The organism is Streptomyces sp. NPDC054956 (assembly GCF_053609185.1).
Genome location: NZ_JBSGXB010000008.1, coordinates 1 through 23,502, shown reverse-complemented (window position 1 = coordinate 23,502; position 23,502 = coordinate 1). Strand labels below are relative to the sequence as shown.

At 71.7% G+C, this 23,502-nt stretch carries 22 protein-coding genes; 9 read left to right on the top strand and 13 right to left on the bottom strand.

Features of this window, described 5'->3' with window-relative positions:
- The first annotated feature begins 710 nt into the window (after positions 1-710).
- From ACWGDE_RS03225 to ACWGDE_RS03215, 3 genes are all read left to right on the top strand, one after another.
- On the top strand, positions 711-1,901 hold the full coding sequence (locus tag ACWGDE_RS03225; RefSeq protein ID WP_453387244.1) for an endonuclease/exonuclease/phosphatase family protein: 1,191 nt from the start codon (positions 711-713) through the stop codon (positions 1,899-1,901).
- 791 nt (positions 1,902-2,692) lie between these two features.
- Positions 2,693-3,181, top strand: a complete 489-nt coding sequence (locus ACWGDE_RS03220; protein WP_453387243.1) for a GNAT family N-acetyltransferase — start codon at positions 2,693-2,695, stop codon at positions 3,179-3,181.
- Between the two features lie 96 nt (positions 3,182-3,277).
- A complete protein-coding gene (locus tag ACWGDE_RS03215) occupies positions 3,278-4,957 on the top strand; it encodes an FG-GAP-like repeat-containing protein (protein WP_453387242.1) in 1,680 nt (559 codons plus the stop codon).
- Positions 4,958-5,063: 106 nt separating this feature from the next.
- Here the strand turns inward: ACWGDE_RS03215 and ACWGDE_RS03210 are convergent, their stop codons facing one another.
- Entirely contained in the window at positions 5,064-5,963 is a 900-nt protein-coding gene (locus tag ACWGDE_RS03210; RefSeq protein WP_453387241.1) for a DMT family transporter, read from the bottom strand.
- A 21-nt stretch (positions 5,964-5,984) separates the two neighbouring features.
- The gene (locus tag ACWGDE_RS03205) at positions 5,985-6,809 is read right to left on the bottom strand and encodes an alpha/beta fold hydrolase (RefSeq protein WP_453387240.1); all 825 of its coding nucleotides are present in this window, start codon (positions 6,807-6,809) and stop codon (positions 5,985-5,987) included.
- 135 nt (positions 6,810-6,944) lie between these two features.
- Here ACWGDE_RS03205 and ACWGDE_RS03200 point away from each other — a divergent pair, with 135 nt between their 5' ends.
- Positions 6,945-7,400 carry a MarR family transcriptional regulator gene (locus tag ACWGDE_RS03200; RefSeq protein WP_453387239.1) on the top strand — a complete coding sequence of 152 codons (456 nt, stop codon included), beginning with the start codon at positions 6,945-6,947 and terminating at the stop codon, positions 7,398-7,400.
- Positions 7,401-7,505: 105 nt separating this feature from the next.
- Here the strand turns inward: ACWGDE_RS03200 and ACWGDE_RS03195 are convergent, their stop codons facing one another.
- Entirely contained in the window at positions 7,506-8,855 is a 1,350-nt protein-coding gene (locus tag ACWGDE_RS03195; RefSeq protein ID WP_453387238.1) for an AMP-binding protein, read from the bottom strand.
- A gap of 143 nt (positions 8,856-8,998) precedes the next feature.
- Positions 8,999-10,363: an NADP-specific glutamate dehydrogenase gene (gene gdhA, locus ACWGDE_RS03190; protein WP_453387237.1), complete on the bottom strand. Its 1,365-nt coding sequence runs from the start codon at positions 10,361-10,363 to the stop codon at positions 8,999-9,001.
- Positions 10,364-10,734: 371 nt separating this feature from the next.
- On the opposite strand from gdhA, the gene ACWGDE_RS03185 reads away from it, so the two are divergent.
- Positions 10,735-11,226, top strand: a complete 492-nt coding sequence (locus tag ACWGDE_RS03185; protein ID WP_453387236.1) for an anthrone oxygenase family protein — start codon at positions 10,735-10,737, stop codon at positions 11,224-11,226.
- Between the two features lie 43 nt (positions 11,227-11,269).
- On the opposite strand, the gene ACWGDE_RS03180 is transcribed toward ACWGDE_RS03185, so the two are convergent.
- Complete coding sequence (locus ACWGDE_RS03180; RefSeq protein WP_453387235.1) at positions 11,270-11,788, bottom strand: anthrone oxygenase family protein; 519 nt, start codon at positions 11,786-11,788, stop codon at positions 11,270-11,272.
- A 192-nt stretch (positions 11,789-11,980) separates the two neighbouring features.
- On the opposite strand from ACWGDE_RS03180, the gene ACWGDE_RS03175 reads away from it, so the two are divergent.
- Entirely contained in the window at positions 11,981-12,472 is a 492-nt protein-coding gene (locus ACWGDE_RS03175) for a GNAT family N-acetyltransferase (protein WP_453387234.1), read from the top strand.
- 37 nt (positions 12,473-12,509) lie between these two features.
- On the opposite strand, the gene ACWGDE_RS03170 is transcribed toward ACWGDE_RS03175, so the two are convergent.
- The 3 genes from ACWGDE_RS03170 to ACWGDE_RS03160 form a co-directional block, all read right to left on the bottom strand.
- On the bottom strand, positions 12,510-13,415 hold the full coding sequence (locus ACWGDE_RS03170; RefSeq protein WP_453387233.1) for an AraC family transcriptional regulator: 906 nt from the start codon (positions 13,413-13,415) through the stop codon (positions 12,510-12,512).
- A gap of 79 nt (positions 13,416-13,494) precedes the next feature.
- A complete protein-coding gene (locus tag ACWGDE_RS03165) occupies positions 13,495-14,355 on the bottom strand; it encodes an NmrA family NAD(P)-binding protein (RefSeq protein ID WP_453387279.1) in 861 nt (286 codons plus the stop codon).
- 127 nt (positions 14,356-14,482) lie between these two features.
- Positions 14,483-14,683, bottom strand: coding sequence for a DUF4287 domain-containing protein (locus ACWGDE_RS03160; protein WP_453387232.1), 201 nt, complete (start codon positions 14,681-14,683; stop codon positions 14,483-14,485).
- 121 nt (positions 14,684-14,804) lie between these two features.
- Here ACWGDE_RS03160 and ACWGDE_RS03155 point away from each other — a divergent pair, with 121 nt between their 5' ends.
- Both ACWGDE_RS03155 and ACWGDE_RS03150 read left to right on the top strand, forming a co-directional pair.
- Positions 14,805-15,626 carry an alpha/beta fold hydrolase gene (locus tag ACWGDE_RS03155; protein WP_453387231.1) on the top strand — a complete coding sequence of 274 codons (822 nt, stop codon included), beginning with the start codon at positions 14,805-14,807 and terminating at the stop codon, positions 15,624-15,626.
- A gap of 61 nt (positions 15,627-15,687) precedes the next feature.
- Positions 15,688-16,242 (top strand): flavoprotein, encoded by a 555-nt coding sequence (locus ACWGDE_RS03150; protein ID WP_453387230.1) that lies wholly within the window; start codon positions 15,688-15,690, stop codon positions 16,240-16,242.
- Positions 16,243-16,278: 36 nt separating this feature from the next.
- Here the strand turns inward: ACWGDE_RS03150 and ACWGDE_RS03145 are convergent, their stop codons facing one another.
- The 5 genes from ACWGDE_RS03145 to ACWGDE_RS03125 form a co-directional block, all read right to left on the bottom strand.
- The gene (locus tag ACWGDE_RS03145; protein ID WP_453387229.1) at positions 16,279-16,785 is read right to left on the bottom strand and encodes a DinB family protein; all 507 of its coding nucleotides are present in this window, start codon (positions 16,783-16,785) and stop codon (positions 16,279-16,281) included.
- 134 nt (positions 16,786-16,919) lie between these two features.
- Positions 16,920-18,089, bottom strand: a complete 1,170-nt coding sequence (locus ACWGDE_RS03140; protein ID WP_453387228.1) for an epoxide hydrolase family protein — start codon at positions 18,087-18,089, stop codon at positions 16,920-16,922.
- A gap of 123 nt (positions 18,090-18,212) precedes the next feature.
- Positions 18,213-18,842, bottom strand: a complete 630-nt coding sequence (locus tag ACWGDE_RS03135; protein ID WP_453387227.1) for a ScbR family autoregulator-binding transcription factor — start codon at positions 18,840-18,842, stop codon at positions 18,213-18,215.
- A gap of 214 nt (positions 18,843-19,056) precedes the next feature.
- Positions 19,057-20,286 carry a cytochrome P450 family protein gene (locus tag ACWGDE_RS03130; protein WP_453387226.1) on the bottom strand — a complete coding sequence of 410 codons (1,230 nt, stop codon included), beginning with the start codon at positions 20,284-20,286 and terminating at the stop codon, positions 19,057-19,059.
- Between the two features lie 156 nt (positions 20,287-20,442).
- Positions 20,443-21,135, bottom strand: coding sequence for a ScbR family autoregulator-binding transcription factor (locus ACWGDE_RS03125; RefSeq protein ID WP_453387225.1), 693 nt, complete (start codon positions 21,133-21,135; stop codon positions 20,443-20,445).
- A gap of 267 nt (positions 21,136-21,402) precedes the next feature.
- On the opposite strand from ACWGDE_RS03125, the gene ACWGDE_RS03120 reads away from it, so the two are divergent.
- Positions 21,403-23,340, top strand: a complete 1,938-nt coding sequence (locus tag ACWGDE_RS03120) for an acyl-CoA dehydrogenase family protein (protein ID WP_453387224.1) — start codon at positions 21,403-21,405, stop codon at positions 23,338-23,340.
- Positions 23,341-23,502 lie beyond the last annotated feature (162 nt).

Below are 23,502 nucleotides of genomic sequence, written 5' to 3'. Positions count from 1 at the left end.
CACCCCCGGCCTGAGGCCACCCCCCAAGCCCAGTACGCAGCCCGGCGCCTGGGGTCCCAGCCCCCGAAGGGGGTACAGCCCACACCCCAAGGCACACCCCGAGCCCGGAGCGCAGCCAGGTGTCCGGGGGCGCAGCCCGAGCTCAGTGCACAGCGCCGCGTCTGAGGCAGGTAGCCCCACCTCAAAGCACAGCCCAGTGCCTGGGGGTGGGCCGAGCCCAACTCGGGGCACAGCCCGATGTCTGGGGGCGCAGCCCCGAAGGGGTACGGGTCACACGCCCGGCGCCGAAGCCAAAACCCAGCTCTGGTCCGGGGTGCAGCCCAAGCTCGGGGGCCACGTCCCAAGTCCGGGGCGCAGCCAGGTGTCTGGTGGGCGCAGCCCAGGGGCCAACCCAGGGCCGGGGTTCAGCCCGCGGTCCGGAGCCCAGCCTGGGTCCGGGGCCAAGCCCCGACCCAGTTACGGGTCACACGCCCCGGAACGAAGCCACGGCCCGGCCCTGCCCCAGGGCGCGGCCCAAGCTTGTGGCACAGCCCAGCTTCCGGGGCGCAGCCCCAGTTTCGGGAAGGGGCGGGGTGGGGGAAGCCCCGCAGGGCCCCGCCCCCTCAGCGGCAGCCACCCGTACCCCCGGAACCGAACCCCCAGCTCGGACGTCGTCCTACCGTGCAGGCACCACCCCCGGCTGCCGCGAACGGACCAGGAACAGACGGCCCATGACGCAGACGGACACCGGCACACCCTCCGATCCACCTGACGGCCCCAGCCCGCAGATCCCCCACCGCCGTGCCCACCTCCGTGCGCTCTCCCGGCTCCGCCGGATCCGCCGGATCCCCTGGCTCCCGGCCCTCTCCCTCCTCCTCGCGGCCCTTCTGGCCTTCCCCTCCCTCGTCCCCAACACCGTCGGCCACCCCGGCAGCCTGCTGGAGACGTTCCTCCCCTGGCTCGGCCTCCCCATCCCCCTCCTCCTGGGCCTCGCCGCAGCCCGCCGCGCCGCGCCCCGCCTCGCCGCACCCCGCCTCTCCAGACTCCGCGGCACCACCCCGCCCCGCGCGACCCTCCACCGCAGCACACCGCCCCGTAGCACCCTCCGCCGCTCCACCCCACCCCGTTCCGCCATCGCCGTCCTCACCCTCCTGCTCCCCACCTGCGCCTGGCTCGCCCAGTTCGGCGGCCAACTCCTCGCCACCGCCCCAGACCCGGCCGGCGCCACCGCAGCCACCACCCTCACCGCCACCCAGCACAACATCAGCGACGACAACCCCGACCCCTCCGGCACGGCACACGCCCTCGCCGCGTCCCACGCCGACCTCATCGCCCTGGAGGAGCTGACCCCCTCCGCCCTCCCCGCCGTGACCACCGCCCTCGCCCCCGACTACCCCCACCACGCCACCCACGGCACGGTCGGCCTCTGGTCGAAGTACCCGCTCACGGACATCCGCCCGGTCGACATCCGCCCAACGGACCTCCGCCCACAAGGCCCCACCACGGCCGCCCCCGACTGGAACCGCGGCCTGCGCGCGACCGCCGCCACCCCGCAAGGCCCCGTCGCCGTCTACGTCGCCCACCTGCCTTCCCTCCGCCTCGGCGCGACCGGCTTCGGCTCCGCACGCCGTGACGAGAGCGCCGCCCTCCTCGGCGCCGTACTCGCCGCGGAGCCCGCGGACCGCGTCATCCTGCTCGGCGACCTCAACACCACCACCGACGACCGCGCCCTGGACCCCATCCGCGCGGCACGCATGAACACCCCGTCCTCCAGCGGGTTCGCGTTCAGCTGGCCCGCGTCCTTCCCCCTGGTCCGGATCGACCAGATCCTGGCCCGCGCGGGGACCGTCACCCACCTCCGCACGCTCCCCGCCACGCCCAGCGATCACCTGCCGATCTCCGCTGTCATCCGCTTCGGTTGACGTCCAGCCAGTACTGATCTCGTACGGATGACAGGCGCACGGCTCGCTTCCTCGGCACGGGCCGGGGCGGGGCCACAACTCGGGGCCACAACACGTACCCACTGCCCCGACGGGCCTCGACAAGCACCGGGACACCCCGGCCGCAGCGCGCCCAGCCCCGCCCAGCAGACCCATACAGCGGACACACTCGACGCGGTGACCGGCCCGACCTGCGCGACGGCGTCCTCGTCCACCGTCAAGCGAATCGCCGCGTCGCCCCGGCCGAAGGCACCCACAGCCACTCCTGCATCCCGGCAGACCATGCCTCCGAGCAGATCCGCACCCACCTGAACCGGTCGGTCCGCCGACGCAACGCCCCGCCGAAGGCGAGTCGTTCGTCTCCGGCCGACCCGCCGGGCCGACAGCCGGACGATGGTGAACGGCGCGATCGCCGCGACCGACGCCGGCCGGCCGCCACTCGAGGCTGCCGACTGCGAGACCCCGCGCCGGTCTCCCCAACACGACCCCGCACCCGGGCCACACCCTCGTCAAGCCGGCCGTGCCACCCCGTCCGCTCGACGAACTCCCGGCGACCGACGCGCAATGCCCCCGGACGGCCGCCAAGCCGAGCCCCGCCGCGGCGACACCGCTGCCCACCGGCCAGGACTGGCAACCGACCACCCTGAACACCTGCCAGGGGCCGACGCTGCCCACCCCAACCCACCCGGCGGCCCGCGTCCCGCTCAGCGCGGTCACTCCACCCTTGGTCAACCCGGTTGACGACACCACGGGCGCGGGGTTTCCTGAGCCGCGTGTCTGATCTTCGTATAGAACGCGTACACGGCGACCCCTCCGGCAACAACCCCGCCGGCCCCGCCACCGCACTGGCCGACTGGCGCCACGTACACAACCTGGTCATCCCGACCCACGAACTGTCGCCCGCCGACGTACTGGAGCGCTCCGGGCGCCACGTCCTGCACGTGGCCTACCTCGGCGACACCCTCGTCGGCTGCTCGACGGTCCGACCGCCGGCGCCGGACTCCGCTCCCGCCACCGCCACCGCCACCGTGATCGCCCGCATCCTGCCCGCGCACCGCGGTCACGGGTTCGGCCGCGAGCTGTACGCGTACGCACTCGCGCAGGCCCGGGAGCTCGGGTCCGAGGTGATCGAGACCGTCGTGCTCGCCTCCAACCCGGAGGGCCTGCGCTTCGCCGAGAAGAACGGCTTCGTCGAGTTCGACCGCTACGTCCTGCCCGGCGACACCGTGCCCTACGTCGACCTGCGCCTCACACCGGCCTAGGGCGTCACCGACGGTCCTCGGCAACACCGATCCCCGTACGAGCCGAGTCCTACGATGACCCGGATTCATGATCCTTTCGAATTCGGGGGTGGGCCCGTGAAGGGCATACGCGCAACACTCGGCACCTCGGCGAGCAGACTGGCCGTCGGCCTGGCCCTGCTCGCCGGCGCCGTGACAGGGGGTTCGCAGCCGGTGGCGGCCGACCCGGTCGCGCCGCAGGCGGTGCGGACCGTCTCGTACAACGCGTGCGGGGCGTCCACGTGCCAGAACACCGTCGACAGCGCCCAGGAGTGGGCGGTGAAGTTCCAGTCGCGGATGCAGGCCGAGGGCGGGCCCGCCGATGTGATCACACTGCAGGAACTGTGCGCGGGTCAGTACGAGGCGCTGGAGGGCCTGCTGGCCGGCTACACGTCGGTGCGGGTCGGCGAGCAGGAGCCCGACGGATGCGCCCGCTGGGGCGGAACCTCGAAGAAGTTCGGGCAGGCGGTGTTCGTCAAGGGCACCGAGGCGGACTTCTCGACGTACCAGGCGCTGGTCAACCCCGGCGAGACCAAGGTGTCGGACCAGCGGTGGGTCCTCTGCGTGAAGGGCCCGATCGGCGGCCGGACCACGCTGGCGTGCGGGACACACCTTGCGACGAGCCTCCCGGCGAACGGGACCCCGGTGATGCTCGACAGCATGGAGCGCTGGGCCGCGGGCTCGCCCGCGCTGGTCACCGGCGACTTCAACGCCGTGCCGAGCCACAAGGCCCTCGATCCGGTGCGGGATGGACTGTGCGCCACGGGTCCGTTCACCGAGGCGGACGCCGCCGCCAACCGTCCGACCGCCTGGGCCACCGGGGCTCCCGTCGGGTACCGGCTCAAGTACGACCACGCCTTCTTCGGCAGCAGGGACTTCACGGGCCTGAAGGCGAAGACGGCCGACATCGACCTGACCCCGGCTGAGGACCACAAGCTGCTGTGGGCCGAGGCCCAGCCGCGGGAGCGGACCGCGACGCACGTCCCGGGCGACCTCACCGGCGACCTGTGCCCCGACATGCTCGCGGTCCGCAAGGACGACACGCTGCGGCTGTATCCCGGTACGGGCCGGGGCGCGTTCGGCTCCCCGCGCGTGATCGGCAGCGGACCCGAGTGGAACGGCGCGGTGGTCAGCCACCGCGGGGACTGGGACGGTGACGGCGACGAGGACGTCGTCGCCCGCAAGGGCAACGAGCTGCTGCTCCACAGGAACAAGGGCAACGGAGACCTCGAAGCCGGTGTGGTGATGAAGGTGTCCGAGACCGGCTGGGCCCACACCACACCGGTCGCGGCCGGGGACGTGGACGGTGACGGCAGCCCCGACCTCGTCGCCAGGAGCAGCACCGGCCTGTGGCTCCACCGGGGCCGTGTGGCGGCGGACGGCGGCTGGCTCTCGTACGGGGCCGTACCGATCGGCACCACCGAGTGGAAGGACCAGGAGGTCCTCGTTCCCGGGGACCTGACCGGGGACGGCAAGGCCGAACTCTGGGCCCGCGACGCCGGCGGGGACATCAAGCAGTACTCCTACGACGGCGCCACGAAGACCCTGGGTACGCCCAGCGTCGTCGGCCACCTGCCGTCGAGCTCCCGCGTGCTCGGGTTCTCCGTGGGCGACGGCAACGGAGACGGCCTCTCCGACCTCTGGTACACCACGTCGACGGCCGACCTCGCTTTCCACCCCGGCGGCGCCGCCTTCACCGAGGCCGGCTCCGTGACCGTGGGCACCGGCGGCTGGGGCTACTTCTCCCACCTCGGCTGACCGCCGGCACCACCCCGGCCGCCCCGCGACACCGACGGCCCCGGGCGCGAGCGCGAGCTTCCGCCCGGGGCCGCACCGAACCCTTTGCGCCGAGCGGCTGCCGGGCCTACGCCCGGGCGCCGCTGCGCCGCTTGCGCGATACGGCCACGCCGGCCAGGCAGATCGCACCGCCCAGCAGGGTCAGCCCGGCCGGGATCTCGTCGAGGGCGGCCCACGCGATGAGCACGACGACGGCGGGCACCGCGTAGGTCGTCGCGCCCATCTTCCCGGCGGTGGTCCGCGCCAGGGCGTACGACCAGGTGGTGAAAGCCAGGGCGGTCGGGAAGATCCCCAGGTAGAGCATGTTGAGGACGGCCCCGACCGGCGCCCCCGGAAGCTGGTCGGCGAGCTGCCAGGCGAAGGGCAGGGTGACGGCCGTGCCGATGAAGCAGCCGTACGTGGTCACCTGCAGCGGAGTCGCGTACTCCAGCGAAGGCTTCTGCGCGACCACCCCCGCCCCGTAGGTGAGCGCGGCGACCAGGCAGAGCAGGACCCCGCCCAGCGAGGCGGATCCACCGTGGGAGGTGGACAGTCCGACGACCACGGCGCCCACGAAGGAGACCGCCATGCCCGCCAGCAGCATGGGCGGGAACCCCTCCTTCAGCAGCCAGCCACTGAGCAGGGCGATCACGATCGGGCCGATGTTGACGACCATGGCCGCGGTACCGGCGTCCACGAGTTGCTCGCCCCAGTTCAGCGTCACCATGTACAGCCCGAACCACAGCACTCCGGAGCCCACGATCCCGGGCCACGCCGGCCTCGGCGGCGGCGGGACCCGCTTGATGAGCAGCACCAGCCCGAGCGCGATCGAAGCCGTCAGCAGCCGCCCGAACGCGAGGGCCCCGGGCCCGAAGTGAGCGGCCGCGGACCGGATGGAGACGAACGCGGATGCCCACAGCAGGACCGTCACTCCGGCCGCCAGCAACGCACGCCTGTCGGTTCTGTTCTCGTCAGCCGTCTTGTCCATGCGCGCAAGCTACCCGTCCGGTCAGCCGGCCGCCGTGAATAGATTCCGCAGCCGCTCCGCGTAGCCCCTGGGGTGGGTGGTGTTGCCGTTGTGGCCACCCGGGAAGGTCTGTATCTCCGTGTCCAGCAGGCCCGCCAGTCGCACCGCGCAGTGATGGTCGAAGACCGTGGTCGGAGTGGTGGCCCCCACGGCCGGGATGATGCGGGTCGCGGTCCGGGTCAGTGCCTGCTGGTCGAGGGAGTCCTCGATGATCGCCGAGAAGTCGTGCTCGATGAAGCGGTCGAAGTTGGCGTGCCGGCGCTCGTCCAGGGGCTGCGGCGTCAGGTCGGGCTCGGCGTCCCGCCGGGTCACGTCTATCCCGAGGACCCGGGCCATCTCCGGGAAGGCGGCCGTGAGTCCACCCTTGCGGTAGATGTCCTGGAGCCCCGCGAGCTCCGCCTCGTGGTGACCGCGCTCGGCCTCGGGCAGCAGCCACGGGGCGACGGGTTCGTGTGCGATCAGGGTGCTCACCTGCTCCGGGTGCCGGACGGCCAGGTGCAGGCCTATGACGGCGCCGAGGCTGCACCCGAGCATCAGCGCCGGCTCGTCGGTGACGGCGGCCAGCAGCCGGTGCACGTCGTCCGCGTGTTCGGCGATCGACGTGGTCCGGCCGGGCTCCTGCGCCAGGCTGCGCGAAAGTCCCCGGCGGTCGTACGTCAGCACCGTGAACGCGTCGGTGAGGTGCGGGACCAGGTCCACCGTGCGGTCCGCGTCCCCCTCCCCGCTCTGCGCGATGAGCAACAGCGGCCCGGAACCCTGGAGCTGGTAGTGCAGCGTGGCACCGGGGACAGCAAGCACAGCAGACATGACGACTCCCTTGTCGATACTCAGTGGCCCCGGACCCTTCGTCCGCCGCTCTGCAACCAACGTAACCCATCGAAACAGATACATCAATACCGATGGATCGATTCCGATGCATCTTCCCGGATGTATCTTGTCCGCATGGACGGAATCGAACTCTTCCTGCTGGGCCGGGCCTTGATGAAGCTGGGCGAGGAAGCCCTCCCCGAGCCCCCCGGCGGCGCCGGCCAGTACCCCGGCAGCACCCGCTCCGTCGTCATCGTGGCCGGTGACATCGCCGCACACCCGGACACCACCGTCGGCGAGACGGCCCAGCGCACGGGCCTCCCCCAGAGCCAGGTCTCGGGCGCCGTGGCCCGCCTGCGCGAGGCCGGTTCCGTGGAGACGGCGCCCGATCCGGCCGACCGCCGCCGCACGCTGGTCCGCCAGACCCCCGGAACCTCCGCGCGCGTGGCCGCCGTACGCGCCGCCGGGACCTCGAAGGTCGAAGCGGCCCTCGCCCGCGCCCTCGGCGAGACCGAGGCCGACCACCTGCCGGAGGTCACCCGCGCCCTGGAGGTCCTGACCCGCCACCTGGTGGCCCGGGACACCCCCTGACCGGTCAGCCCCCGCCGAGGCCAACCGGCCGTCGCGGTCAGCCGCCCGTCACGGTCAGCCGCCCGTCACGGTCAGCCCCCCGCCGGGGTCAACCACCCATGGCGCTCAGCCGTCCGTCGCAGTCGTCGGCAGCAGCAGCTTCTTCTGCGGCTTGCCCATCGCGTTGCGCGGAATCTCCGCCACGAACCGCACCTCGCGCGGCCGCTTGTGCACCGACAGGTGCGCGGCGACGAAGTCGGTGAGCTCGGCCCCCGTGACCCCCTCGGCCACCACGAAGGCCACGATCCGCTGCCCCAGATCCGCGTCCGGCAGCCCCACCACCGCCGCCTCGCTCACCTTGGGATGGTCCAGCAGCGCGTTCTCGATCTCGCCCGCACCGATCCGGTAGCCGCCCGACTTGATCATGTCGATGGAGGCCCGGCCCACGATCCGGTGGACCCCGTCGGCGTCGAAGGCCGCGATGTCCCCCGTACGGAACCACCCGTCCTCCGTGTACGCGGCGGCCGTCGCCTCGGGACGGCCCAAGTACCCCGAGAACAGCGTCGGCCCGGTGAGCTGGAGCTCGCCGATCTCCGCGCCCGCCTCGGCCACGATGCGCGTACGGATGCCGGGGAGCGGGGTGCCGACCGTACCGGGCCGCACCTCGCCACCCGCGCGCCCGCTGATGGTGATCAGCGTCTCCGTCATCCCGTAGCGCTCCACGGGCCGCAGCCCGGTCAGCCGCTCCAGGTCCCGGAACACGGGCGCGGGCAGGGCGGCGCTCCCGGAGACGAGGAGCCGTGCCCCACCCAGCGCGGCGGCGGCCCGCGGCGCCCCGGCGATACGGGACCACACGGTCGGCACCCCGAAGTACAGGCTCCCCCCGGCCGCCGCGTAGGCGTCCGGGGTCGGCCGTCCGGTGTGCACGAGCCGGCTCCCGGTCCGCAGCACACCGAGCACACCGAGGACCAGCCCGTGGACGTGGAACAAGGGCAGGCCGTGCACGAGGGTGTCCTCGGCGCTCCACTGCCAGGCCTCGGCGAGGGCGTCGAGATCGGCGGCGACGGCCTCGGCGGTGAGGACGACCCCCTTGGGCGGCCCGGTGGTGCCGGAGGTGTAGAGGATCAGCGCGGGCCGGCCGGGACCGGCGGAAGCCCCCACGGGGTCGCCGTCACCGCGTCGGCCGAAGTCCACGTCGAGGAGGACCGCCCCGGAGTCCCGCAGGATGTGCTCCCGCTCGGCCGGCCCCGCATCGGGCGGCAGCGGTACGAAGGGCACCCCGGCGAGCAGCCCTCCGACGGCGGCGGCCACGGTCTCCAGCGAGGCGGTCGCGGTCACCGCGAAGGCGGGCGCCCCGGCGACATCGGCGGCCACCGCACGCGCCGCGCCGAGCAGGTCCTCGTAGGAGGCGGCCCGGCCGTCCACGACGAGGGCATCGCCCCGGTCCCCGTACACCCCGGTGAGCGCGGTCAGCACTGTCGTTTCCCCCTGAATCACATGAATCCACCGGCCCGCCCCAGGCTACGACCCACCCCACAGGGCGACCCCGTAGCCCCACCGGGAAACTCCGGAACCCCGCCGGGGGACCCCGGGACCCCACCGGGCCCCGGGGCCCGACCTCAGATCAGCCCCTGCGCCAGCATCGCGTCCGCGACCCGCTCGAACCCGGCGATGTTCGCCCCGGTCACGTAGTCCCCGGCGGAGCCGTACCGCTCCGCGGTCGCGTAGGACACGGCGTGAATGTCCCGCATGATCCCCGCCAGCTCCTCCTCGACCCGCTCCGCGCTCCACGCCACGCGCCCCGCGTTCTGCGCCATCTCCAGCGCGCTGACCGCGACACCGCCCGCGTTCGCCGCCTTGCCGGGCCCGAACGCGACCCCGGCCGCCTGCAGCAGGTGCACCGCCTCCGGCGTCGTCGGCATGTTGGCGCCCTCCGACACCGCCTTGACCCCGTTCGAGATCAGCGTGCGCGCGTCCGCCCCGGTCAGCTCGTTCTGCGTGGCCGAGGGGAAGGCGACCTCCGCCGCGACGTCCCACACCCGGCCGCCCTGCACGAACCGCGCCGAGGCACCGCGCCGCTGCGCGTACTCGCTCACGCGCCCGCGCTCGACCTCCTTGATCTGCTTGAGCAGCGCGAGGTCGATGCCCTTCTCGTCGACGACGTAGCCCTGGGAGTCGGACGCCGTCAGCGGGTTCGCGCCGAGCTGCTGGAGCTTCTCGATCGTGTAGAGCGCGACGTTGCCCGAACCGGACACGACCGCCGTCAGCCCGTCCAGGGACAGCCCCTTGACCGCCAGCATCTCGGCGGCGAACAGCACGCTGCCGTAGCCGGTGGCCTGCGGGCGGATGAGCGAGCCGCCCCAGCCCTGACCCTTGCCGGTCAGGACGCCGGCCTCCCAGCGGTTGGTGATGCGCCGGTACTGGCCGAACAGGTAGCCTATCTCGCGGCCGCCGACGCCGATGTCACCCGCCGGAACGTCCGTGTGCTCCCCGATGTGCCGGTGCAGCTCGGTCATGAAGGACTGGCAGAAGCGCATGACCTCGGCGTCCGACCGCCCGCGCGGGTCGAAGTCGCTGCCGCCCTTGCCGCCGCCGATGCCGAGCCCGGTCAGCGCGTTCTTGAAGATCTGCTCGAAGCCGAGGAACTTGACCACGCCGATGTCCACGGACGGGTGGAAGCGCAGGCCGCCCTTGTACGGGCCGAGCGCGCTGTTGAACTCGACGCGGTAGCCACGGTTGACGTGGACGCGGCCGCGGTCGTCCTGCCACGGCACCCGGAAGATGATCTGCCGCTCCGGCTCGGTGAGCCGCTCCAGCAGGGCCGCACCCGGCTCGGCGTACTCGGGACGTGCCGCGAACACGGGAGCCAGGGTGTCCAGCACCTCCCGTACCGCCTGATGGAACTCGGGCTGGGCGGGGTTCCGGCGCTCGATGTCGGCACGCAGCGCGTCCAGCCGGCCCTGCGGGTCCTTAGCGTCCTTCACGGTCTGCTCCTCCTGGTTTCGATGCCGGGACCGGCGACGAGATGCGGCTCGGCGCTCCGGAGCGGACTTCCGCATGGCGGAAATCACCGTCCGGACACGGCCCCTGCCGGAGGGTACCTCGCCCGCCGAGTCTGCCCAGGAGCCTTTCCGGCCTGCTCGAGGGGCCCTCGCACGCCCCACGAGACGACCGCCGCCACCCGGTCACCACGCCGTCACCAAGCCCTCGCGACGCCGTCGTCCCGCGCAGTCCCGCGAAGTCCCGCGAAGTCCAGAAGCGGATCCCATCCGTCCCCGGACACGCCCCGGAGAACGACCCGGGAAAAGGACCACGACCGTGGACATGACCACGAAGAAGGGCATAAACAATGACCATGGACACCGCACGGCTCGCCGCCCTGGTCGCCGCGACGCTCACCACGGGCTTGATGGCAGGTCTCTTCTTCGCCTTCGACGTCTCGGTGATGCCGGCCCTCAAGCGCTCCGACGACCGAACCCTCATCTCCGTGATGCAGCGGGTGAACACGTCGATCATCAATGGCTGGTTCATGCTGGCGTTCCTCGGAGCGCTCCTCTTCACCGCCCTGACGCTGGGCCTGCACCTGCCCGCCGGCGAGCGCGCCGCACTGCCCGCGCTGGCCGGGGCCCTGTTCGCCTACGTACTCGCCCTCGGGGTCACCGGCCGGGTGAACATCCCGCTCAACAACGCCCTGGAGGCGGCCGGTCCCGCCGAGCGGATCGCCGATCCGGCCACCGTGCGCCGGGCGTTCGAGACGAAGTGGGTACCCGCCAACCGCTGGCGCACCGCGCTGTGCACGATCGCCCTGGGCTGCCAGTCCTGGGCCCTCCTCGCGTCCGCCGCGTAGCCGTCCCGTCTGCGAACCCGCGCCCCGGCCCTAGCCGTCCCGTCTACGAACGCGCGCCCCGGCGCCCGTAGAGCACGAGCGCCCGCGCCAGCGCGGTCAGCGCCGCCGTGCAGAGCAGCGTGCGCACGATGTTGGTCGTCTCCCAGGTCCCCTTGAACTTCTCGACGATCGAGAAGTCGGTCGCCTTCGCGGCGTCACCCAGGTCGGCGAGCTCGTTGTTGAGCGGGATGTTGACGGCGAAGGTGACGACGAGAGCGACCAGGTACGCCGCCGCGCCCAGCGCGGCCCACAGCGCGATCTCCCGGCGCCCTGCCTTCACCTCGACGAACGCCGCCGCGAAGGCGGCGAACAGCGCGACGACGAAGACCGTCCCGAAGACGGGGTTGCCGTCGATGACGGCGTTGAAGCTCTGCATCGCCGTGACGTACGTACGGTCGTCGGTCTTCGCCAGTCCCGGCATCACCGAGACGTCGAAGGCGAAGAACAGCCCCGCCATCAGGCCGACCAGGACCGTCGACAGTACGAGCAGGACGGTGGAGAGTCTGGTGCCGGTGGATCCCATCTGCTGTGCCCCCGTCTGAAGAGAATCCGGGTCCGAAGCCGGACCCGAAATGGTGACGATGTGATGAAACGCGGGGAAACCGACGCCCCCCGACGGCTGTTGATCGTGCCACCGCCGACAACTTCCGGCCAGTGGATCTCGGGAACGCACCGGCCCGAAAATCAGCATGTAGCGCACACGTAGGCTGCGGGCATGACCACCCTCAACCAGAATCCGTCCCTCCGCCTCGAAGCGGTCACCCCGGACAACTTCGACGCGGTCTGCGCGCTGTCGGTCCGCCCCGACCAGGCGCACCTGGTCGCCCCTGTCGTGAAATCGCTGGCCGAGGCGTACGTGCACGGGGAGACGGCCTGGCCGCGGGCGATCGTCGACGGCGACGAGATCGTCGGCTTCGTGATGGCCTTCCTCGACATCGCGTGGAACCCGGCCAAGGACCCCGAGGACTTCCGTTCCGGCCTGTGGCGCCTGAACATCTCGGCCGCCCACCAGTCCAAGGGATACGGCCGCTTCGCGGTCCGGGCGGTCGCCGCCGAACTCCGAGCCCGCGGCGCCTCCCGGGTCTACGTCACCTGGGAGCTGGGCCCCGGCACCCCCGAACCCTTCTACCTCGGCCTGGGCTTCCGTCCGACGGGCGAACTGAGCGGCGGCCAGACGGTCGCGGTACTGGACCTGACCACCCCGTAGCTCCCGCTGCCGGTTCCCACCGCCCCGCCCCCGCCACCTAGGCCATCCCCGCCCTGAACTCCCGCGGGCTGATCCCCCGTACCCGCTTGAAGGCCGTCGACAGGGCGAAAGCCGAGCTGTAGCCGACCTGGTGAGCGGCCGAGGCGAGCGTCGTCGACGGGTCGCGCAGGAGGTCCGCCGCCAGCGCCAGGCGCCAGCCCGTCAGGTACGACATCGGGGGCTCGCCGACCAGTTCGGTGAACCGGCGGGCCAAGGCGGCCCGGGAGACGCCGACCTTGTGGGCCAGCGACTCCACCGTCCAGCCGTGCGCGGGGTTCTCGTGGAGCAGCCGCAGCGCCGGACCCGTGACGGGATCGTTCTCGGCGCCGCCGCGCTCCGCGAGCCAGTCGCGTACGACGCCGATCAGCAGCAGGTCCAGCAGCCTGCCCAGGACCACGTCCTGGGCAGGCTCGCTGCGGGAGATCTCCCCGCCGAGCAGGGCGACCAGCCCGGGGTCCACCGGCCCCACGAGCACCGGCGGAAGCGCCTCGAGCAGCCGACTGCCGATCTCGCCCGGGTCCTGGTAGGTGCCGCTCAGCAGCGCCACCGAACCGGCCGCCTCGCCCCACGTCCGCACGCCGAGCGCCATGGAGTCGGAGACGTCCTCGCCGCCGTCCACCCGGCTGCACCGCTGGTCCGGTCCCACCCTGATCTGCCAGGGCGTGTCCCGGGCGTCGGCGACGGTGTACGGATCCGGCCCCCGGACCAGGGCCACTTCACCGGGCTCGATGAGCACCGGCTCGCCCCCGTCCGGGATCAGCCACGCCGAACCGTTCACCGTCGTCATCACCGACAGCGGGGCCCGGTCCTCGATCCGCACCGCCCAGGGCGGGGTGAACACGGACTTGATGAAGTGGGCCGACCTGGCCTTGGGTCCTTCGAGGAGAGCCGTCAGCGTGTCCATCGGCCCATTCTCCCCAAGTACCTCCCGCTCCCTCCACCCCTCCCACCCCTCCGGGGATCGGGCTCGCGCGCGGGCGCTGCTACGCGTCCCAGACACCACGGGCCGCCGCCTCCCGCGCGAAGTCGGAGAAGTCCCGGGGCTTGCGGCCCAGTACCTCCTCGACCCCGTGCACCAGGTGCGCGTTGCGCCCGTCCAGGATCAGCGTGAACAGGTCCGTGAACTCCTCCGGCAGTCCGTTCTCGCGCAGCACCGCCCGGTAGGCCTCGTTCGTGATCGGGACGTACGAGATCTCGCGCCCCGTGGCCTTCGACAGCTCGGCGGCGACGTCGGAGAAGCTGAGCAGCCGCGGTCCGGAGAGCTCGTACGTGCGGCCGATGTGCCGGTCGTCGGTCAGCGCGGCCACGACCACGTCGGCGATGTCCTCGGCGTCGACGAACGGCTCGACGGCGTCTCCCGTCGGCAGGGCGATCTCGCCCGCCAGCACGGGCTCCAGGAAGAAGCTCTCGTCGAAGTTCTGGTTGAACCAGGCCGCGCGCACAACCGTCCAGTCGGCCCCGGAGGCCTTCAGCGCCTCCTCGCTCAGCTCCGCCGCCTCCTCGCCGCGGCCCGACAGCAGGACCAGCCGGCGCGTCCCCGCCGCCACCGCGGCCCGGGCGAAGGCGCCGATCTGCTCGACGGCACCGGGGAAGGCGAGGTCGGGGTAGTAGGTGACGTACGCCCGGTCCACGCCCTCCAGGGCCGGTCCCCAGCTCGCGGGCTCGTTCCAGTCGAAGGCCGGCTCACCGGTGCGCGATCCGATGCGGACCGGCAGGCCCAGGGCGGTGAGCTTCTCGGCCACGCGCCGGCCCGTCTTGCCCGTGCCGCCGATGACCAGCGTCAGGCTGCCGCTCTGCGGGTCGTTGCTGTGCGGGTCGTTGCTGGGCGAGTCGTTGCTGGGCATCTGCGTGTTCTCTGTCTTCGTCATGGCTCCAGTCAACGCTGCCGGAGCTGGACGGAACATCGCCGAGAAGCTCAATCACATACGCCTGCGTCTACGGCCTCGTTTCGCCCCCCACCCCGCCCGGCTACTACTTCGCGAGGGTGTGCGCCACGAGCGCGTTGGCGTGCCCGTGCCCGAGGCCGTGCTCGCTCTTGAGCCAGGCGACGAGCTCCGTGTGCTTGGTCAGCGGCGAGGAACGGATGAGCTCCTGCCACTCCGCGATCGGACGGCCGTACTTCTTCTCGATGGAAGGGAAGTAGCTGGCGGGGCCCTTCACCGGCTCGGTCATGGCGGTCTTCTTCCTCTCGGCAGCGGCACGGGAACCAGGCTCCCCGCGTCTCACAAGAGTCAGACAGCTCTCGGTCCGAAAACTCATCGGCGACACCGGAAAATTGTCGGATCATCTCCAGATGATGTGGACCGAACGCACCGTCACCCGAGCCGGCGTACGCCTGACCTGCCGCGACTGGAACCCCGAGGGCTCCGCTGCCACCCCCGTCGTCCTCCTCCACGGCCTCGCGGGCCACGCGGGCGAGTGGGACGCGGCCGCCGCGCACCTCTCCCCGCACCACCGCGTGGTGGCGGTGGACCAGCGCGGTCACGGCGCGAGCGAGCGACGCCCCGCGGACGTCTCCCGCGCCGCGTACGTGGCGGACGTACTGGCCGTCTGCGATCAGCTCGGCCTGCACCGCCCGGTGCTGGTGGGCCAGTCGCTCGGCGGCCACACCGCGATGCTGACGGCTGCCGCCCACCCGGACCTCGTACGGGGCCTCGTGCTGGTCGACGCCGGCGCGGCCGCCGCCGATCCGGACACCCCCGAGAAGATCGGCGGCTGGCTGGACTCCTGGCCGGTCCCCTTCCCCTCCACGGCCGCGGCTCAGGCGTTCTTCACCGGCGAAGGCATGAACGGCGAGGGCTGGGCGGCCGGCCTGGAGCAGCGGGTGGACGGCTGGCACCCGCGGTTCGAGCGCTCGGTGATGGTCGGGGCCATCTCCGAGAACGGCACCCGCGACTGGTGGCCGCAGTGGCAACAGGTCCGCTGCCCGGCGCTCCTCGTCATCGGGGAGGAGGGCTTCATGCAGCCCGAGGAATCCATCCGGATGCTCGACTCGGCCGACCCGTCCACGAGGATGACGGCGGTCTCGGTCCGGAACTCCGGCCACGACGTCCACCTGGACCAACCGGCCGTCCTGCACACCCTGTTGTCCGGCTTCCTCGCCACGCTTCCCTGAGGCCGCGTCACCTCACCGTCCCAGGTGAAGCCGAGGTCAAGCGATATGATCACATTGCGGTATGACCACGACGAAGACCCTCTATCTGCTCAGCTCCGCCGCCCCGCCCGTTTTCGACGTGGCCCATGTCATCGAGGATGCCCAGTCCCGCGGCTGGGACGTCTGCCTCGGCCTCACCCCCACCGCCGCGCACTGGCTGTCCGGCAACCTCGACGGACTCGCCGCGCTCACCGGCCACCCCGTCCGCTGGCAGTACAAGCTCCCCGGGGAACCAGACGTGTGGCCGACGGCCGACGCCCTGCTCGTCGCCCCGGCCACCTTCAACTCGGTCAACGCCTGGGCCCTCGGCCTGACCGACCGGTTCGTCATCGGCATCGCCGCCGAGGCCATCGGCAAGGGCACCCCCACCGTCGCCATGCCCTGCACGAACGCGGCCCTCGCCGCCCACCCGCAGTTCGACCAGTCCCTGGCCCTGCTGCGCGGCGCCGGCGTCCGCGTCCTCTTCGGCGAGGACGGGTTCACCCCCGGCCCGGCCGGCCCGGACGCCCCGGAGCACTTCCCGTGGACGGTGGCCCTGGACGCCGTGGACCGCGCCGCGGCCGCCACCGCCCAGTAGCGGAGGCCGCGGCCGCTCCTGCGGCGCCCGCTCCGCCTACTCCCCGGTCATCCCGTCGATCGCCTCGCGCAGCAGGTCCGCGTGCCCGTTGTGCCGGGCGTACTCCTCGATCATGTGGGCCAGGACGTAGTGCAGGGAGTAGGGCTGGCCGTCGTACGACCCGGTCACGTCCAGGGACTCGGCCGCGTCCACGATCTCCCGCGAGCGCGCGCAGGTGTCCTCCCAGATCTTGAACGACCCGGCCACGTCCGCGTCGTCGACGTGGAACTCGGTCCACTCCCCCGCCTCGTTCTTCGGGAAGTAGCCGCGCACGTCCCCGCCGCCCACGACGTTGATGAACCAGCCGCGCTCGACCTCCGCGAGGTGCCGGACCAGCCCGAGCAGGCTCAGCCCCGACGGGGCCACCGCCCGGCGCCGCAGCTGCTCGTCGCTCAGCCCCGCGCACTTCATCATCAGGGTGTCGCGCTGCCACTGGAGAATGCTGGTCAGGGTGGCGCGCTCGTCGCCCACCAGTACGGGCCGGGTCCGCTGTTCGTCGATCATCGGCTGATCATCACAGCCGTGCCCCGGCCCCGCACACCATTTCGCATGCCGGACGCCCGGAGACCGCAGGTCACAGGCCCGGAGCCGCACAGATTCGGAGCCGCACAAACTCTGAGCCGCACGGACTCGCAGCCTCACAGCGAGCGGAAGAACGCCCTGATGTCACCCACCAGCAGCTCCGGCACCTCCATCGCCGGAAAGTGCCCGCCCTTCTCGTACGAGGTCCAGCGCACGATGCGATCCGTCCGCGCGGCGATGTGCCGCAGCGGCACGAAGTTGTCCCGCGGGAAATCGGCGAGCGCGGTCGGCGTGCTCGACACCTCGGGCGCCGAGCCCTGGTAGTCGGCGTGCGCCCGCTCGTAGTAGATACGGGCTGCGGAACCAGCCGTTCCGGTCAACCAGTAGAGCATCACGTTGGTCAGCATCTGGTCGCGGTCGACGGGGCAGCGGGGGTCCGCCCACTCCGCGAACTTCTCGCCGATCCAGGCGAGCAGCCCGGTCGGCGAATCGTTCAGCCCGTACGCGATCGTCTGCGGCCGGGTCGCCTGGATGTCGGCGTAGCCCTGCCGCTCGCGCGCCCAGACCCGGTACCGCTCCCAGGAGGCGAGCGTGCGCTCCCGCTCGGCCGGGCTCAGCTCGGCCAGTTCCTCGGCCCCCGGCTCAGCGGTCGCTCCGCCGCCCGGCAGCAGGTTCAGGTGCACCCCGAGCACGTTCTGCGGCCGGATCCGCCCCAGCTCCCGCGATACGGCCGCGCCCCAGTCGCCGCCCTGGACCCCGTAGGACTCGTACCCGAGCCGCTCCATCAGGACCCCGAAGGCCCGCGCGACCCTCTTGAACTCCCAGCCCCGCTCGGTGGTCGGCCCGGACAGGGCGAAGCCCGGAATGTGCGGCAGCACCAGGTGGAAGGCGTCGGCCGGATCCCCGCCGTGCGCCCGCGGATCGGTGAGCGGGCCGGCGACCTTCTGGAACTCCACGAAGGAGCCCGGCCAGCCGTGCGTCATCAGCAGCGGTGTCGCGTCCGGCTCGGGCGAGCGCAGGTGCGCGAAGTGCACGCGTGCCCCGTCGATGACCGCGGTGTACTGCGGCCACTCGTTCAACCGTGCCTCGGCGGCCCGCCAGTCGTAGCCCGTACGCCAGTACAGCGCGAGCTCGCGGACCTCCGCCAGCGGCATCCCGTACGCCCGCCCGGCCCCCGGCAGTTCGTCGGGCCACCGGGCACGCTCCAGCCGCCAGGCCAGATCGTCCAGCTCCCGCTGCGCCACGTCGAGCCTGAACGGCCGCACCCACGCCCCGGAACCACCCATGTCTTCTCCCCCCGGACCCTGCGGTCGCCGGATCCCGTCCGGGGCTGCGGTTGCCCGTTCCCGTCGATGGCCGCATCGGCCTGCGCCAGGAACCGTACCCGCCGCGCGGTTCGTTCCGGCGCCTCAGGCGGACTGGACGTACTCCCCGACGACGCCCGAGGGCACCAGCTCGGCCAGCGCCGCCCCCTCGACCAGCCCGGGCAGCAGCAGCGTCCAGAACCCGGTCACGGTGTCGTGCGAGAACCACTGCGGGTCCCTGCCGCTGAGGACCTCGAAGCCGGCGGCGGCGGCCACGACCACGGTCGCCGCGTCCCGCGCCTCGACCCCGCGCGCCAGAGTGCCTTCGTCCTCGGCCCGTTCGAGAGTCCCTTCCACCCACTGCTGCCAGGTACGCCGCAGGTTGCGGGTGTCCTGCAGGCAGGCGAGCTTGCAGCTCAGGTCGAACCCGGCACGCAGGACGATGTCGCGCTGGAAGGCCTGGGAGAGGCCGTGCATGGCGTCGATCAGCATCTGGAGCGGGCTGCCGGCCCGGTGCTCGGTGATCTCGTCCAGCCGCGTGCCCGCCAGTTCGACGACCGCCTGCGCCAGGGCCTCCTTGCTGGGGAAGTGGAAGTGCAGCGCTCCGCTGCTCACTCCCGCCCGCGCACTGATGGAAGCGAGCGTGACGAGCTCGAAACCCTCCCGGCCGAACATTTCGGCGGCTGACTCGATCAATGCGTTGCGCGTGCGTACCGCGCGTTCCTGTGTGGCCAAGGCGGGGCTCCGTAGCTTCGCAGGGGTGCTGTCCGCGAGGGACGGCCCCGCTCGACCCGTGCCGCAAGCCCTCGCAAAATCACTGTAACAAACCGCGAGCGCGGTTTCTATATCGGGGGGGCTCCTGCGGTCCGGAAGCAGCGGAAGGGCCCCGCGGCTGATCCTCCGCGGGGCCCTTCCGGCCTGCCCGTCCAGTGCGCCGTGTCCGGCTCCCTCAGGCCTGCCGCAGCACCGCGGGAAGCGATCTGTAGCCGTTGAGCAGGAACGTGGGCAGCGGTTCGAGTGCGTCCACCGGGCAGTCGAGCGCCATGTCCGGGTAGCGCTCGAAGAGCGCCGCGAGGGCGGTGGTGGCCTCCAGCACGGCCAGCGGGGCGCCCAGGCAGCGGTGCACACCGTGCCCGAAGCCCAGGGTGTCGCGCCCGGCGCGGAGCACGTCGAACTCGGCGGCGTCCGCCCCGTGCCGCTCCGGGTCGCGGCCACCGGCCGCGAAGGAGACGAGGATGGGGTCGCCCTGCGCGATCTTGACCCCGTCCAGGTCGATGTCCTCCACCGCGAAACGCATGGGCGAGTAGCCCGCGGGGCTGTGGAGCCGCAGGGTCTCGGCAACCGCGTCGTCCCAGCCGGCCCGGCCCTCCCGCACGTGCGCCAGCTGCTCCGGACTGGACAGCAGCGCGCCCAGGGCATTGGTGATCAGCGTGGCCGTGGTGTCCTGACCCGCCGCGATCAACAGGAACAGGGAGCCGAGCAGTTCGGGCTCGGTGAGCCCCTCGCCGTTGTCCCGGGCCTCGATCAGCGAGGTCGTCAGATCGTCCCCGGGCTCGGCCCGCTTGGCGGCAACGTGCCCGGCCAGTAACCCGAAGGCCGTCATGCGCGCGGCCTCCATCTCCTGGGCCGGCACCGTCGTGCTGAACACGGTGCGCAGCGCGGTGCACAGCGCGTCGCGCTCGGCGCCCCGCTCGACTCCGAACAGCTCGCATATCACCCGCATGGGCAGCAGTTCCGCGAACGCGGAGCGCAGATCGACCGGCTGCCTGGCCGGTATCGAGGCCAGACCGTCGAGCAGTTCGGCGGTCACCTCCTCGACCCGGGGCCGCAGGGCCGCGGCCCGCCGCGCGGTGAAGGCCCCCGCGACGAGCTGGCGCAGGCGCGTGTGCTCCCGCCCGTAGGCGAACAGCATGTTCTCGTTGGCCACCCAGGGATAGAGGGGCCACTCGTGCGTGATCCGCCCGTCGATGAAGGCCGGCCAGTGCCGCCGGGCGTCCTTGGACACCCTCGGATCGAGCAGGAGTTGCTCGACGTACTTCTGGCCCACCACGGCCCACGCGCGGACCCCGCCCGGGATCTCCACCTCGACCGCCGGTCCCTGCTCCCGCAGCATCGCGCCCTCAGCCGCGATGTCCCGCCCCAGCACGTCCAGTGCGTACGGGCAAGCAGCCATCTCCATCTGTGCACTCCGTTCGGTCGGTCCTTGGGTTTCCGTGCCCCACCACACCCACGTACACCGAGGAGAACAACCTGCCCCCTCCCCCCACATCGGCGGCCCGTTTCCGGACCGCCGATGTCACTTCTTCGTCGCGCTCAAACCGCGCTCACGCCGCGCTCACGCCGCGTCGGCCGCCGCCTCCGCCTCGGCCTTGGCGTCGCGCAGCTTGATGGCCGCCTCGTACACCCGCTCCGCCCGGTCGGGGGCGAAGTCGAGGCGCACCAGCACCCCGGGCATGGCGATCGCGGTCAGCAGCGTCCGCATCAGATCCGTCACCCGGTCCACCATGTCCGCGTGCCCGGTCATGATCTTCGAGAGCACCTGGACGCCGGTGAAGCTACCGGTGAACATCTTGGCGGTGGCCTCGATGTCGATGTGCGGAAGGAGCTCCCCGCATTCCTTGGCCCGGGCGAGCACCGCCGTGTTGTGGTCGTTCCACCCCTGCATGGGGATCTGCCGGTCGAGTCCGTCGAGCGGGGATCCCTGGTCCAGGGTGAGCCGCACGCTCCCCCGCACCATCGGGTCCCCCTTGCGCAGCAGGTAGGCCAGGACGAGCGCCTCGTCCAGGCTCTGCTGGAGGAACAACTCCGGCTTCGGTACCGGCGGCAGGGCTCCCACCTGCCCGGCCAGCACCGCCTGGGCCAGCTCTTCCTTCGAGGTGAAGTGGAAGTACAGGGCTCCCTTGGTCACCCCGGATCTCTTGAGCACTTCGGAGATCGTCGCGGCCTCGTAACCGACCTCGTCGAACAGCTCCGCCGCTGCGACCAGGATCTTCTGCCGTGTACGAATGGCTCGCTCTTGCCGCGCCATACACCCTCCGATGCCACTCGGGCCAAGAACAAACCGCTAGGTTCGTACTCCCCCTGCACTCACATGGCGCGTTCGCCACGTCACTGTCCGATATGCACGCTGATCAGCCAGCAGACAGCTCTACCTACTCGACTGTAGCGTCCACATTTCGAGAATAAAACCAGGTCACCGGTTTTTCAAGCAGGTCCCTCTTGAAAACAAAACCGGTTAGTTCGTATCTTTGGACCCCTGTGCAACCTGTACTTCGGTTCCTAAGGGGATGGTCCGATGTCCGCACTGACGCTCGAGCACGCGGAACCTTTCAGAAGCAGCCAGGCCGGGGGGGCCGAAAACCGCACTGTTCAACTCGGCGTTCTGCCTGTTCAGCCAGGCGCCGAGAAGCCTGAGACCAAGACCGCCACCACGCCCGCCGGGTCGACCACCGGAGAGCTGACCTTCCTGCTCTTCGACCGGGAGGACCGCGACCGTGTCCACGAGGAGTGGCGAAGACTCCTCGGCAGTAACTTCTTCGCGTATCGACCAGGCCTGACTCCGGGCGAGCGCACGGCGCTCTCCTACGACCGCCTGCGCCTGGTCAACAGCTCCGTCGACAACCCCGCCGCGCTGTCGTACGACGCCCGCCGGCTGGCCGGACTCCACGAGTGGGCCGGGTTCGTGGACGGCGGCCTGTGCACACTGGCGAGCATCCACTACAACCTCTTCGTCGGCAGCCTCCTTGACCACGACGGCTACCGGCGCAACATGTCCGCCTTCACCTCGATGCAGCGCATCGGCACCTTCCTGTGCACCGAGCTGGAACACGGCAACGACGTGGCCTCCTTGCAGACCACCGCCGTCTTAGACCGGTCAACCGGCGGGTTCGTCCTCAACACTCCCACTCCGGGAGCCCAGAAGTTCATGCCCAACACGAGCCTCATCGGCGGCCCGAAGAGCGCGGTGGTGGCCGCCCGGCTCATGGTCGACGGTCAGGACCAGGGCATCTTCCTGTTCCTGACCCCGCTGAGCGACGAGAACGGGCACCTGCCCGGGGTCAAGGTCCGCCCGCTGCCGCAGCGTACAGGCACCCCGGTCGACCACTGCCTCACCGCCTTCGACCACGTATGGCTGCCGCGCGATGCCATGCTGCAGGCCGGCCACGGCCGGCTGGACGAGGACGGCACGCTGACCAGTGACCTCGGCAACCGGCGCAAGCGCTTCCTGCGCTCCGTCGGCCGCGTCACCATGGGCAAGCTCTGCATGAGCGCCGGCACCCTGGGCATGGCACGGGCCGCCCTCACCATCGCGGTCCGCTACTCGTACCACCGGCACATCGGCGGCCCGAAGTCCGGCCAGCGCATCCCGCTGACCAGCCACCGCAGCCACCACGGCCGGCTGTTGCGCTCCCTCGCGAACGCCTACGCCATGACCTTCCTGCACCGGTCGGTGATGGACCGCTTCGTCACGCACGACGAAACGGAGCGGGAGGAAGTGGAGCGGATGGTGGCGGTGGCCAAGGGCTGGATCACCTGGCAGGCCCGGGAGATCACGACCGAGTCCCGGGAACGGTGCGGCGCACAGGGCCTGTTCCCCGTGAACAGGATCTCGGACCTGCCCGGGAACATCGAGGGCGGGATCACCGCGGAGGGCGACAACCTCGTCATCTGGGTCAAGGCCGCCGCCGAGATGGTCTTCGGGCACCAGATGGACACGAGCGGTTCGGACAGCCGGCCCGCCGCCGAACGCGAGCTGACGGACCTGCACTTCCTGCGCGACCTCATCGTCTCCGTCGAGCAGACCTGGCAGACGCGCGCCCGGACCGCGCTGCGCCAGGGCCCCTCGGGAGACCCGGTCGGCCGCTGGAACGAATCCTCCGGCCCCGCCCTGGAGATGGTCTCCGCCCACGCCCGCCGGCTGGCGGCCGACGCCTTCCTGGCCACGGCCGGACAGGCGAGCGACCCCGCGACCCGAAAACTGCTCAAGAACCTGTGCTGGCTGTTCCTGCTGGAACAACTGCGGGAACACACCGGCGATCTGCTCGCCGAGCAGCGGCTGACCGCGGAGCACGTACTCGGGCTGCACAAGACGATCGACACCGTCATCGCGGAGCTCGCCCCGCACATGATGACGCTCGTGGACGCCTTCGACCTGCCGGACGAGTTCCTGGCCGGCGTCCCCATCGCCAACGCCGAGTACCTCGACCACTACCGGGAGACCGCCACCTTCTGACCCGGCCGCCGCGAGTTGCGCCGCCGACTCGCCGCTCGCGACGCCAGGGGTCAGTGCACTCGGCCTGCCCGGACAAGACCCACCCCGATGGACCGTCGGACAAGCATCATCGGGGTCCCTTCGCGCAATGGGACGGCGCGTGGGCGTTAACGGCGTTAACGC

Excerpts from the sequence above, each read along its gene's own strand:
- ACWGDE_RS03225 (WP_453387244.1), top strand. The coding sequence starts at position 711 with ATGACGCAGACGGACACCGGCACACCCTCCGATCCACCTGACGGCCCC.
- ACWGDE_RS03210 (WP_453387241.1), bottom strand. The coding sequence starts at position 5,963 with ATGGACAAGACGGCTGACGAGAACAGAACCGACAGGCGTGCGTTGCTG.
- ACWGDE_RS03205 (WP_453387240.1), bottom strand. The coding sequence starts at position 6,809 with ATGTCTGCTGTGCTTGCTGTCCCCGGTGCCACGCTGCACTACCAGCTC.
- ACWGDE_RS03200 (WP_453387239.1), top strand. The coding sequence starts at position 6,945 with ATGGACGGAATCGAACTCTTCCTGCTGGGCCGGGCCTTGATGAAGCTG.
- ACWGDE_RS03185 (WP_453387236.1), top strand. The coding sequence starts at position 10,735 with ATGGACACCGCACGGCTCGCCGCCCTGGTCGCCGCGACGCTCACCACG.
- ACWGDE_RS03180 (WP_453387235.1), bottom strand. The coding sequence starts at position 11,788 with ATGGGATCCACCGGCACCAGACTCTCCACCGTCCTGCTCGTACTGTCG.
- ACWGDE_RS03175 (WP_453387234.1), top strand. The coding sequence starts at position 11,981 with ATGACCACCCTCAACCAGAATCCGTCCCTCCGCCTCGAAGCGGTCACC.
- ACWGDE_RS03170 (WP_453387233.1), bottom strand. The coding sequence starts at position 13,415 with ATGGACACGCTGACGGCTCTCCTCGAAGGACCCAAGGCCAGGTCGGCC.
- ACWGDE_RS03165 (WP_453387279.1), bottom strand. The coding sequence starts at position 14,355 with ATGCCCAGCAACGACTCGCCCAGCAACGACCCGCACAGCAACGACCCG.
- ACWGDE_RS03160 (WP_453387232.1), bottom strand. The coding sequence starts at position 14,683 with ATGACCGAGCCGGTGAAGGGCCCCGCCAGCTACTTCCCTTCCATCGAG.
- ACWGDE_RS03155 (WP_453387231.1), top strand. The coding sequence starts at position 14,805 with ATGATGTGGACCGAACGCACCGTCACCCGAGCCGGCGTACGCCTGACC.
- ACWGDE_RS03150 (WP_453387230.1), top strand. The coding sequence starts at position 15,688 with ATGACCACGACGAAGACCCTCTATCTGCTCAGCTCCGCCGCCCCGCCC.
- ACWGDE_RS03145 (WP_453387229.1), bottom strand. The coding sequence starts at position 16,785 with ATGATCGACGAACAGCGGACCCGGCCCGTACTGGTGGGCGACGAGCGC.
- ACWGDE_RS03140 (WP_453387228.1), bottom strand. The coding sequence starts at position 18,089 with ATGGGTGGTTCCGGGGCGTGGGTGCGGCCGTTCAGGCTCGACGTGGCG.
- ACWGDE_RS03130 (WP_453387226.1), bottom strand. The coding sequence starts at position 20,286 with ATGGAGATGGCTGCTTGCCCGTACGCACTGGACGTGCTGGGGCGGGAC.
- ACWGDE_RS03125 (WP_453387225.1), bottom strand. The coding sequence starts at position 21,135 with ATGGCGCGGCAAGAGCGAGCCATTCGTACACGGCAGAAGATCCTGGTC.
- ACWGDE_RS03120 (WP_453387224.1), top strand. The coding sequence starts at position 21,403 with ATGTCCGCACTGACGCTCGAGCACGCGGAACCTTTCAGAAGCAGCCAG.